Origin of the sequence: Paenibacillus sp. FSL H8-0315, from assembly GCF_038005365.1 — a bacterium.
Classification (GTDB): Bacteria; Bacillota; Bacilli; order Paenibacillales; family Paenibacillaceae; genus Paenibacillus_AQ; species Paenibacillus_AQ odorifer.
The window spans coordinates 3,139,405-3,151,231 of sequence record NZ_JBBOTA010000001.1 but is presented as its reverse complement, the minus strand read 5'-3'; the positions used below and the strand labels follow the sequence as shown (position 1 = coordinate 3,151,231).

Annotated in this window: 13 protein-coding genes; 10 read left to right on the top strand and 3 right to left on the bottom strand. The window is 41.9% G+C overall.

The genetic code is table 11. The annotated features are described in order from the left end of the window. Positions 1 to 7 precede the first annotated feature (7 nt). Positions 8 to 418, bottom strand: a complete 411-nt coding sequence (locus MHB56_RS13700; protein WP_076124149.1) for a DUF2752 domain-containing protein — start codon at positions 416 to 418, stop codon at positions 8 to 10. Further along, positions 399 to 737 (bottom strand): DUF4234 domain-containing protein, encoded by a 339-nt coding sequence (locus MHB56_RS13695; protein ID WP_051491231.1) that lies wholly within the window; start codon positions 735 to 737, stop codon positions 399 to 401. The genes MHB56_RS13700 and MHB56_RS13695 overlap by 20 nt, the downstream gene beginning before the upstream one ends. Before the next feature lie 221 nt (positions 738 to 958). On the opposite strand from MHB56_RS13695, the gene MHB56_RS13690 reads away from it, so the two are divergent. After that, positions 959 to 1,300, top strand: a complete 342-nt coding sequence (locus MHB56_RS13690) for a zinc ribbon domain-containing protein YjdM (protein ID WP_036682263.1) — start codon at positions 959 to 961, stop codon at positions 1,298 to 1,300. Positions 1,301 to 1,355: 55 nt separating this feature from the next. On the opposite strand, the gene MHB56_RS13685 is transcribed toward MHB56_RS13690, so the two are convergent. After that, positions 1,356 to 3,020 (bottom strand): histidine kinase N-terminal 7TM domain-containing diguanylate cyclase, encoded by a 1,665-nt coding sequence (locus MHB56_RS13685; protein ID WP_076191593.1) that lies wholly within the window; start codon positions 3,018 to 3,020, stop codon positions 1,356 to 1,358. Positions 3,021 to 3,303: 283 nt separating this feature from the next. On the opposite strand from MHB56_RS13685, the gene MHB56_RS13680 reads away from it, so the two are divergent. The 9 genes from MHB56_RS13680 (at position 3,304) to hmpA (ending at position 11,820) form a co-directional block, all read left to right on the top strand. Next, a complete protein-coding gene (locus tag MHB56_RS13680; RefSeq protein WP_076124143.1) occupies positions 3,304 to 4,362 on the top strand; it encodes an LLM class flavin-dependent oxidoreductase in 1,059 nt (352 codons plus the stop codon). 55 nt (positions 4,363 to 4,417) lie between these two features. Beyond that, on the top strand, positions 4,418 to 4,882 hold the full coding sequence (locus MHB56_RS13675) for a RidA family protein (RefSeq protein WP_341143668.1): 465 nt from the start codon (positions 4,418 to 4,420) through the stop codon (positions 4,880 to 4,882). 176 nt (positions 4,883 to 5,058) lie between these two features. Continuing rightward, positions 5,059 to 6,093: a C40 family peptidase gene (locus MHB56_RS13670; RefSeq protein ID WP_339188926.1), complete on the top strand. Its 1,035-nt coding sequence runs from the start codon at positions 5,059 to 5,061 to the stop codon at positions 6,091 to 6,093. A gap of 141 nt (positions 6,094 to 6,234) precedes the next feature. Continuing rightward, positions 6,235 to 7,242 carry a sigma-70 family RNA polymerase sigma factor gene (locus MHB56_RS13665; RefSeq protein ID WP_076124138.1) on the top strand — a complete coding sequence of 336 codons (1,008 nt, stop codon included), beginning with the start codon at positions 6,235 to 6,237 and terminating at the stop codon, positions 7,240 to 7,242. A gap of 112 nt (positions 7,243 to 7,354) precedes the next feature. Then, positions 7,355 to 8,050 (top strand): response regulator transcription factor, encoded by a 696-nt coding sequence (locus MHB56_RS13660; RefSeq protein WP_076124136.1) that lies wholly within the window; start codon positions 7,355 to 7,357, stop codon positions 8,048 to 8,050. Positions 8,051 to 8,158: 108 nt separating this feature from the next. After that, on the top strand, positions 8,159 to 9,010 hold the full coding sequence (locus MHB56_RS13655; RefSeq protein ID WP_076124134.1) for a M15 family metallopeptidase: 852 nt from the start codon (positions 8,159 to 8,161) through the stop codon (positions 9,008 to 9,010). Beyond that, entirely contained in the window at positions 9,010 to 9,531 is a 522-nt protein-coding gene (locus MHB56_RS13650; protein WP_076181860.1) for a VanZ family protein, read from the top strand. The genes MHB56_RS13655 and MHB56_RS13650 overlap by 1 nt, the downstream gene beginning before the upstream one ends. 38 nt (positions 9,532 to 9,569) lie before the next feature. After that, positions 9,570 to 10,406: a YitT family protein gene (locus tag MHB56_RS13645; protein WP_248548919.1), complete on the top strand. Its 837-nt coding sequence runs from the start codon at positions 9,570 to 9,572 to the stop codon at positions 10,404 to 10,406. Between the two features lie 208 nt (positions 10,407 to 10,614). Next, positions 10,615 to 11,820: an NO-inducible flavohemoprotein gene (gene hmpA, locus MHB56_RS13640; RefSeq protein ID WP_076181862.1), complete on the top strand. Its 1,206-nt coding sequence runs from the start codon at positions 10,615 to 10,617 to the stop codon at positions 11,818 to 11,820. The last annotated feature ends 7 nt before the right edge of the window (positions 11,821 to 11,827 follow it).

The window sequence follows — 11,827 nt, the reverse complement described above, 5'->3', positions numbered from 1 at the left end:
GTTGCTGTTAACGAATTACTGTCGGGGCCAAATATTCAAACAGCGGGAGATTCCTCAGTATTCCAAATGTAACGGTCAGAATCAACATTATAGCCATAATTGCCTGGCTAAGAGGTCGGATTTGCTTCTTATTAGTAATCCAATACAACATATACAGAGGTGCTAAAATAAACAGCAACGGGTTAAATCTAAACGCTTGAATAACGTCGAACTTCAGCAAGGAAAGAATAACTCTTGTGACTCCACATCCGGGACAATACAATCCAGTCCATTCATGAAATGGACAAGGGATACTAATATTGGTTAAGGGTATCCATGCTTTGAGATAAACTACGCCGACGAGACTTAAGGACACACCCCAAAATAGTTTAGGATGTGTCCTTTTATAAATCGTAAACTTATACCAGTTTATTAACATCGGATTGTACCAAGGCATACGTGACAATACCCAGGCCAAAGAGTGTCAGGATCACATAAAGCACTGAATTATCTGACGGGTATTGGCCGCGCTGTCTTTGAGCTTCAGCAATATGTTTACCTACCTGATAGGCCCAAATGAAGCTCCAGATCCCGCACGTAACCAACGTTAGAAGGAAATGTTTTCCTCCTGTAAATGTATAGTCTCCACTCAGTTCGCCTACCTCATTGGTTAGAACAATAAACCAATAGATTGTATAGAGCCCACATGTAATTAATGACAAAATAATGGCGAATGCAACACTTCTGCGACTAATCATTACTCACTCTCCTATGTATTTACATAAAAATTCGACATTTCCATCTTATTGAATTAGGAAAAAATATACAAGACAATATTTGAGAATTACTGTCCGCTGTCGAAATCTAGACAAACTTACTGCTGATATCTAGTGGAAACCTTACCAAATATGAAATATACTTTTGAGGCTATGCACTGGAACCACAACTAGATTTACATTAACGAATGGAGGACACTTTGATGTCAACTTTGCCAAATTGCCCGAAATGTAATTCAGAATACACTTATGAAGATGGTAGTTTGCTCGTCTGCCCGGAATGTGCGCATGAGTGGAGCCTCGACACAGAGGCTGAAAGCAGTGAAGAGAACAAGGTTGTCAGAGATGCCAACGGAAATATTTTAAATGATGGAGATGCTATAACTATTATTAAAGACCTTAAAGTAAAAGGAAGCTCATCCGTTCTGAAGATAGGAACAAAGGTGAAAAACATCCGTTTAGTGGACGGAGATCATGATATTGATTGCAAAATCGATGGTTTTGGAGCTATGAAATTAAAGTCCGAGTTTGTTAAAAAGATCTAAAAAATAAAAATCAGCTTAACTTCAACAGAAGTAGGCTGATTCTTTATTTTAAACGTTATCTATTAATCTCAACAATCTGATTTCGTCCGGCATTTTTTGCTTGATATAAGGCTTTGTCCACTGATTCGAATAAATCATTTAGTTGATTGGTCAGGCTTTCTGTATATTGTGCTGCAAAATTACTAATGGACAGCAGTCCCATACTAACAGTAATCGAGAGGGAATGAGCAACATCCTCTACATGTACTTTATTAGCTTCTATTATAGATTTGATATGTTTTGCTAAGTGGTTTGCTTGTGTTTGATCTGTATTTGGTAAGTAAATGATAAATTCTTCTCCGCCATAACGCGCCAGAACATCCGTCTCCCTCAACGTTTTCTTAATTACCTCTACCGTGCTGCAAATGACGACATCACCGATTAAATGGCCGTAATTATCATTCACTGTTTTGAAAAAGTCGATATCCAGAAGGATGATAGCAAAAGGCTGCTTGAGTTTCATATTTTCTATGATCTCATGCTCTAAGTGCAACGTTAAGTAATGACGATTATAACAACCGGTTAGGCTGTCCGTTATGGCCATCTGCTTAAGTTTTTGGTTAGTCTGCGATAATTCATCCTGGATTTCAGTTAATGTAGCATTACGCTCTTGCAGGGTCTCGTTCTGGTGATTGGTCTCGGCTATGAGGCGATGCAGCTCGCTTCTGTCCTGAAAAGTGAGAATGCGTCCAACCCTGATTCCACCTACCACAATCGGCGCCGCAGTAATGTTAATGTATGCATCGAGTGAGGTGTAGAATAGTTCAACCTCAGTCCTCTCCATGGGCTGGTTCAAGTATGTATGAAGGAATAAATCGAAAGCTCCGGAAGTTTGCTCTATGGGTGCGATGGTCGACACGTCAAAGTGAGCACCGATTTGCAGATGGATTTTTGGAAAAAGCGAGCGATTGATTTCTACTACAGTCTCACTATCATCCAGTACAAGAATTCCTTCTGTAATTGTGTCAATGATATCCTGATGGGCGATGGTTACGAGATCAAATATTTTATCCCGATGGATAGCAATTACGAAAAAGATTGCCGAGATTAAGATCCCCAGAGAGGTCAGCCCTGGAATAACTGGATCAGATTTAAGCAATACCACATTAAGAAAAACATCCAATAAAATAAATACCGTTAGCACCAGCACCCCTTTGAGCACATGAGCAACCTGTTTTTTGATCCGCTGTGTAGTGTTTGAGACTAGCGCTGAATAGATGATATACAGAGAAATCATTACGCTGGTGGTTAAGAAGATAATAAGCAGCCAAAAAATCGGACCATAATATCTTTCGATATATCCGCCGTTCATAGGGAGAACAAAACTTCCGTTTGGATTGGCGATCACCCCTACTAAGATCAAAGCTGCGAGAATGTATAGGATCAATGTGTTCTTTTTTCGAAGAAGATGTGAATTCCCGGTGAGTAGTACCGTGAACAGAAGCCAGCCAATCGTTAACAGAACCGAGTCGATAAAAGCGATCTTTACATAAAACAATTGAAACTTGGGATCGTCGGTCGTTTTGATAGCGAATTGGCAGAAGGGCCATAACATCATAGTAAAATGAAAAACTAAGTATGCTTTATGTAGGTTAGTGATAGTTACAGACGCAAATATGTAGATGAACAAAGCGAACAAAACAAAAAATAATAACAAATCAATCCATGTCATGATATTCATTTCAGTGACACCTTCTCCCACCCGGTTAACAGTTCTTTCATGTTACCTTGAATTTTATTCGTTGCCATATGATTATTTGTTCTACGACAACCGCTATTTGTTTAAGAGTCTTTCAACATATTCCTTCAAAATCCTCTATTTGTAAGCGTGGTTTTGCAAATTTTAAGGATGAGTTTCCCGGGAAACTAGGGTTGGACAGAATGACTAGCTTTTTTAACCTTAACTTGTGTTATAATCAAACAAACAATTTAAAGAGGAAATTATAGTTAAGGGGGATTTGTAAGTGGAAATAGGAATAAGCACGTTCGTAGAAACAACACCGGATGTTCAGACGGGTGAAGTGATAAGTCATGCGCAGCGATTGCGCGAGGTTGTAGAGGAGATTGTGCTTGCAGATCAGGTGGGTTTAGATATATTTGGCGTGGGCGAACATCATCGCAAAGATTATGCGGCGTCTTCTCCAGCAGTTTTACTGGCTGCGGCGGCCTCACAGACGACACGGATTCGGCTAACCAGTGCGGTTACAGTACTTTCCTCTGATGACCCCGTACGTGTGTTTCAGGATTTCGCTACCCTGGATGGAATCTCGAATGGACGCGCAGAGATCATGGCAGGCCGGGGTTCTTTTATTGAATCGTTCCCGCTGTTTGGGTATGATTTGAATCATTATGATGAGCTGTTCGATGAGAAGCTGGACTTGCTGCTCAAAATACGGGAATCCGAAAAAATAACCTGGAGCGGCGTGCACCGTCCTGCCATTAATAATCTGGGGATTTATCCGCGTCCCGTGCAGAATCCATTGCCAGTATGGATTGGTAGCGGAGGAAATACAGAATCCGTAATTCGTGCAGGTCTACTAGGATTACCGCTTGTGCTGGCTATCATTGGCGGCAGTCCGCTACAGTTTGCTCCGCTCGTGAAGCTCTATAAGAAGGCTGCAGCGCAAGCGGGACATGATGTATCGAAGCTGCCCGTTGCTTCGCACTCGCACGGCTTCATTGCAGAGGACAATCAGCAGGCTGCCGATATGTTCTTCCCTTCTACACAAGCTAGTATGAATGTTATTGGCCGGGAACGCGGATGGGGTCAATACACCCGTGCAAGCTATGATGCGGCACGTAGATTTGAAGGTGCCTTGTATGTAGGTGACCCAGAGACCGTTGCTGAGAAAATCATTCACCTGCGCAAGCAAGTAGGCATCACACGATTTATGCTGCATGTGCCGCTTGGCACAATGCCTCATAAGGATGTAATGAGAGCCATTGAGCTATTGGGTACCCAAGTAGCACCCATTGTTCGCGCTGAGATATCGAGATGGGAAGCAGAGGTTGAAGCTAAGTAGTAACTATGATCTTACTTAATTATTGAAGCTGTTGATAATGGAGGGGGAGATGGATATGACAGAGCACACTATAGCGAGCAGACTCGAAGCATTAGGAGTTGTTCTGCCTGAGGCTAGTGAACCGGCGGCAAAATACGCTAACTACGTAATTGTTAATGGTTTATGTTTTGTGTCGGGAAAAGGACCAGCGTGCCATCCCAAAGGGAAGCTGGGACAAGATTACACTACCAAGGAAGGCTACCATTTTGCACGTTTAACGGGTATAGAAATCCTTGCCGTCCTGAAGACAGCTTTAGGTTCTTTGGACAAAGTGAAAAGAGTAGTCAAAATTCAAGGCTTCGTTAATGCAGATCCCCTTTTTGAAGAACATCATAAAGTGCTTAATGGTTGTTCAGATTTAATGCTTGAGGTGTTCGGAGACAAGGGTGTTCATGCTCGTTCTGTATTGGGTGCTGTTTCTGTAAGGGATAATCTTCCGATCATTATTGATTCCATTTTTGAAGTTGAGGAACCTGTCTAGCCGGCTCCATGAGGCATATTTAAAAAGAGGACTATGATACCGAAAGGTGATCGTAGTCCTCTTTTTTTAGGTGCTTATGCCGTAGGTAGATGCTTACCCCAAAATTTGTAACAAAACTAATCACCCTTTTTTTAGTAACAATAGGTGTACATATCAATCAACGAGGTGATGACATCATGAAATTTCAAAAGAAAGCTATGTTACTTTTACTACTTACATCTATGCTCTATACTGCTCCGGCCTATGCGGCGACAACGCCTCAGACTCCGGTTACAGCCGTCTATCTGGATGATCAACAGCTACAATTGGGGGCTCAGCCCTTGTTAGTAAACGATACAGTACTAGTCCCTATGCGCAAGTTATTTGAAGCTCAGGGGGCAAAGATTACTTGGAATAATGATACCAAGACCGTTAAGGCAACCAAGGGAGACCTGGTGCTGACCTATCATATTGGTGATCAGGCAGCGAATAAAAATGGCCAGTCCTTAAGTGTAACGGTTCCCGGCCAGATTGCTGGCGGTTATACGATGATGCCACTGCGTTTTGTCAGCGAAGCTTTGGGCAGCACTGTGAAGTGGGATACCACTACTCGTGCCGTTCGTATCTACTCGGCAGTGGATTACGATACGACAATTCTATATGGGGTTAACCTGCGAAGTTTGCCAGACTCGTCAGCCCAATCAACGGTGCAGCAAATGTTGTCAGCAGGAGATAAGGTACATGTGGTTAGAGAAGTAGATGCTTTATGGTTAGAAGTGCGAACACAAGATAACAAGAGTGGCTATATATCTGCTAAACCCAAATATAGCAATTATACTAGTACGGCTCTTGTAGAGCGGCAGGGAAGCGAGCTGCTTGCTTACGGAGAAAAATATCTGGGAACACCTTATGAATTTGGTGCTGCTACTGACCAGACATCTACCTTTGACTGTTCTTCTTTTGTAGGACATGTATTTAAGGATGTGTTGGCAATTGACCTGCCACGTGTCTCTTACAATCAGGCCAAAGAGGGCAAAGAGGTTGGAATTAACGAGCTGCGCAAAGGGGACCTGTTATTCTTCAGTGCACGAGGACTCGATATTGGGCATGTGGCGATTTACGCGGGAAATAATCAGATCCTACATACGTACTCCAAGGAGCTTGGCGTTCATTATGAAGCCTTAAGTGACAAGTGGAAGAAACGTTTGGTCACGGCTCGCAGATTGTTTTAGCTAGGTAATAATTAGGCTATAATTATCACGGTGAAGAAAAGTTGAAATCCCCTCTCCATTAAAAATTATTTGCAGGCATAAAGACGGTTTTTGAGTCTCTTTTCCGTCTATGTTATGAGCTTGATGTTAAGGAGGAAAATAGTGACTTGTACGGACGCAGAACTGGTAGATAAGGTGTGTAAAGGTGACATGGATGCATTCAGTGTACTTATCGGCAAATATTCCAATGCAGTATACGGGGTTGCTTATGGTAAATTGGGTGATTTTCATACCGCACAAGACATTGCCCAAGAGGTTTTTGTTAAAACCTATCGCAAATTACCTAACTTAAAGGAGCCTGAGAAACTCGCCAGTTGGTTATATGCGGTTACTGCACGGGAATGCATGGATTGGTTTAGGTCAAATAAAAAGAAAACTGCTTACGAATTCATGCAAAAAATGGAGGTTCCGCAGCCAGAATCTACCGAAGATCAGCTGCTCAGAAAAGAACTCCAGCAAGATGTGTGGAAAGCCTTAAACACCCTATCAGAAGCTAACCGTATAGTCACAATTCTCTACTATATCGACAATTACAAGGTTAGGGAAATCGCCGATTTCCTTGATTTATCGAGCGAAGCTGTTGAGAGTAGACTCCGCAGATCAAGAGCGATCTTAAAAAGGGAGATGTTGAGTACAGTGAATAATAATCTTAGTGAAAACAAATTACAGGACGAATTTAAGAAGAGAGTCTTTCAGGATGAAAGAATGACTGAAACGAATTTTCGTCGTGTGGCTATGGGCCAAAGTGAATTTGATGATATTGATATGCATAAAACAAACTTCTCCAATGTAAATATGGAGGGGACCGGATTCGATAATATTAATATGAGCAGTACTACCTTTAATGACATCAATATGCATTCTGTTAAGTTTAATGAAGTGGGGCTGTGGGAAATAGAGGTTAGTAATAGTGAACTAGGGGAGGCTTATTTCCACGATATTCATTTGTACGGTAAAGGCAATAAGTTTGAGCGATGCCAGCTGAACGGGACATCCTTTGTAGATTGTGATCTTTCGAATGTGGATATAAGAGACTGCAATCTTTCAGGCGTCACAGTAAATGGGATTTCATTAGAGCTATTGTTAGACAGCTATAATAAAAGGAAATAGACTATATAAATCATAGATTTAATCCGAAACCACTTCTTTCTAGGAGTGGTTTTTGAGTTTAGGGTATAATGGATGAAGAGTGTACAGCACAACCTATAGGAGTGAAAAATAGATGAAGCGCATCACCATTTTAATTGCGGATGATGAGGCGGAAATTGCCGACTTGGTGGCCTTGCATTTGCAAAAAGAGGGGTATCATATCCTCAAAGTGTCCGATGGAAGGGCAGCGGTACAAGCCATTGAGTCGCAAACGATAGATTTGGCGATTCTGGATATCATGATGCCGGGGCTGGATGGTTACGAGGTCACCCGCCATATTCGGGAGCATCATCATCTGCCGATTATTTTTCTGAGTGCTAAAACTTCCGATCTTGATAAAATCACCGGACTGGTTATGGGCGCAGATGATTATATGACCAAACCATTTAATCCAATGGAGCTGGTCGCCCGGGTCAATTCCCAGTTGCGGCGCTCCATACAATTCAGTCAGCCCGCAGCCATACCTAAATCGGTGCTAGAGGTTCGGGGATTGATGATTTCACCGGATGAGCATACGGTTACTCTTTATGGTGAGGTTATTGAGCTAACTCCAAAAGAGTTTGATATTTTGCACTTATTGGTCAGCCATCCTAAGCAGGTGTTTAGTGCGGAGAACATTTTTCAACAGGTGTGGGGCGATGCTTATTATGAGAGTGGGAACACGGTCATGGTGCATATCCGTACCTTGCGCAAAAAGCTCGGTGAAGACATCAATAAGAATAAATTCATTAAGACGATCTGGGGCGTTGGATATACTTTTAATGGGTAAAGCCCGTGAAATTTATTTATTTTAAGAAAAACTTTATATTTGTCCCGCCTTTTCTTTAAAGTGTCTTCGTTATTCTATTCCTATCAAGGAAATGGGAGGACATTGCTGATGAAGAAGTGGGGCTTTTTGGCGTTGGTTGTGTTGTTGCTTGGGTATGCAGCGGCTCGTTATTTACCGAATACGGGTAATTTAGGATACGATGATAAGATTCGCAAAGAATCTATTAGAAATAACAATAGTTTAGAGGTAGTAACACAAGATCAAGTGTATCAAGGGGATTTGTTGCTGGTGAACAAACAATACCCGGTACATGAGGATAGTGTGAAGTCTGATATCGTGACCTTATATGAGCAGGCGGATCTGGTGCAGGGTTATGGGCTGCTGGATACCTCGATTCGTTTGTCTGAAAGTGTAGCGCATAAATTCAATAAGATGGTCAAAGCTGCCGAAAAAGAGGGTGTGAATCATTTTTTAATTAGCAGCGGGTACAGGGACTTTGAAGAGCAAGAGAAATTATATCAGGAAAAAGGTTCGGACTATGCTTTACCGGCGCAATATAGTGAACATAATTTAGGATTATCTCTGGATATCGGGTCGTCCCAATCAGAAATGAGTAAAGCGCCTGAAGGAAAATGGCTGCAAAAAAATGCCTGGAAATACGGCTTTATTCTCCGCTATCCGAAAGACAAAACCGAGATTACGGGGATAAAATATGAACCCTGGCATTTCCGTTATGTAGGGTTGCCGCACAGCGCCATTATTCATGAGAAGGGGCTTGTGCTAGAACAATATTTGGATTTCTTGAAAGAGAACAAAGAGATTTCAACAACAGTAGACGGCAAAGCTTATACAGTAAGTTATTTTCCGGTATCCAAATACACTACGATCAAAATTCCACAGGAAGGGCAATATATGACGTCAGGCGATAACATGGATGGCATAATTGTTACTACATATTAATGACTAAAGAGCCGAAAAAAAAGTCTGCTATAAACCTTTTGCTGGCAGCGATATTTATCGTCTATATGTATTTTTTAATCCGAATTATTTTATTTAAAGGTGCACCGGTGAACTTATTATCGCTTTGGGAGCAAGCGGGACGTATGTTTGAACATCCAGACCGGATTTTTAATCGGCGAGGCAACTATATCCCTTTTAAGGAGATATCCCGGGGGATGGACGAGCTGTCGCTTTCAGATCCTTTTTCATCGATTAATTTAGTAGGGAATTTGTTAGCCTTTATTCCGTTTGGGATCTTGGTGCCCATGCTGTTATCGCAAAAAGTAAGGCTGTTTCGAAGAGTTTTCTTCCTCTCGCTGGCGCTGAGCTTCTGTTTTGAATTCACACAATTAGTATTGTATATCGGCACCTTTGATGTGGATGATCTTATTTTGAACACTGGCGGCGGGGTGGCTGGTTACTGTATCTATAGACTGTTGACTTCTTTCGGATGGATTGCATCTATATCAAAGCGGTGTTAGTATTTGTGGATATAGATCTAGGGTAGAAGGGGCATGGTATGAAAAAGCGTATTTCGGATATTGTTTCCATCATTGTAGGAGCTTTGTTATTCTCCTTGGCCGTTAATTTGTTTGTGATTCCGAACGAGTTCGGTGAAGGCGGGGTCACGGGACTGACTATGATTACTTACTATTTGTATCAGTGGTCACCCGGTATTATTAGCTTGATTCTTAACGCTTTATTATTAATTGTGGGGTACAAATTTCTAGACAAAACTACGACGGTATACACGATTATTGCGGTGTTTTTCAATTCGTTATTCCTGATTCTTACGAAAAATTGGAATATTGGCAGCGATGAGTTGATAATTAATGCAATATTCGGGGGTATCTTCTCAGGTGTGGGTATCGGGCTAATTATACGAGTGGGTGGAACGACTGCAGGGTCAACCATCATCGCCAGAATCCTACATAAATATTTGGACTGGAATGTTAGTTACGCGCTACTGCTCGTTGATTTAATTGTGGTGTTCGCTTCGTATTTCATCATTGGAGTACAAAGTCTGATGTTTACGATCGTGATGCTCTATGTAGCCACTAAGATAATGGACTTCATTATTGAGGGAGTGAACCCTAAGAAGGCTGTTACGATTGTATCCCAAGAGCAGGACAAAATTGCTGAACAGGTTAATGGAATTATGGATAGAGGCGTCACAGTAATATATGGCCGTGGGTACTATACCAAGACACCTAAAGAGCTGCTGTATATTGTGATTAGCAAGCAGGAAGTGACTATGCTTAAGAAAATCGTCAAATCCATTGATAAAGAGGCGTTTATTACCATCCACGATGTACGAGATGTATTCGGAGAAGGTTTTGTGGAGCTGTCAAAATAATAAGATAAAAAGCTATCCCGGAAGCTATAATGGCTGCTTGGATAGTTTTTTTGATTTCGGGTACGTTATTGTGATGGATATCATTGCAATTATTGAATCGTTCACATTTTTTCAATTTCCCGTGTGATTGAACGCACACTATGGGATGTTCAGCTTCTATATGCTTTTTATAGAGGAATTAATTTATTGCAGGAAAGAGGGTATTTAGATGTTAGATCAACAAACCATTGAAATCATAAAATCAACGGTGCCCGTATTGCAGGTTCATGGGAAGACCATCACAACTACTTTCTATGGCATGTTATTTGAAAATCATCCGGAGTTACTAAATATATTTAATCATGCCAACCAACGGGAAGGTAAACAGCAGACTGCACTTGCTAACGCCGTACTCGCGGCGGCAATGAATATTGATCAGCTGGGAAATATTTTGCCTGTGGTAAAACAGATTGCGGAGAAACATCGGGCATTGGGAGTATTACCTGAACATTATCCCATCGTAGGTGAGACTTTGTTAGCTGCTATTGGGCAAGTACTTGGCGATGCGGCGACGCCGGAAATTATTGATGCTTGGGCAAAGGCGTATGGCGTGATCGCAGATGCCTTTATTGGTGTCGAAGCAGAGAAGTATCGTGAAGCTGCCGAAATTCCCGGGGGTTGGAGTGGATTTAGAAACTTTGTGGTTACTAAGAAGGTTAAAGAAAGTGAACTTATTACTTCCTTCTACCTTTCTCCTGAGGATGGAGGGGCTATAGCTTCTTACTTGCCGGGTCAATACATCACGGTTCGTGTTCAGCCTGAGGGCGAGGAATACACCCATGTTCGCCACTATAGTTTGTCCAGTGCGCCGGGACAGTCGTATTACCGCATCACAGTTAAACGGGAAGGTGAAGGGCCGGATAAACCAGCTGGAGTCGTATCTACTTTCCTTCATGATGTCGTACAAGTGGGAGCTATATTGGAAGTAAGCTCGCCAGCAGGTGATTTCGTACTAAATAAAGATAGTGATCGTCCAGTGGTTCTTATCAGTGGTGGGGTTGGACTAACCCCTATGGTAAGTATGCTGGAGACATTAATTGCTACGCAGCCAGAACGAGAGGTAACGTACATTCATGCAGCCATCAATGGAAGCTTGCATGCTATGAAAGAAATGGTGGCGGATTTGGAGCAGTCCCATCCTACCCTACGATCCTATGTATGTTATGAAACTCCAAGTGAAGGAGATACGTTCCATAAAACAGGTTATATTGATCTAGCTTGGTTGCAAGAAGTAACAGACGTAAACTCTGAATTCTATTTCTGCGGACCGACTCCTTTTATGAAGGCGATATATAAGGCTCTTAAGGAATGGAAGGTGGCTGAAGACAGAATTCATTATGAATTCTTCGGCCCGGCTGGAAGTTTGGAAGCCTAAGCTGTAA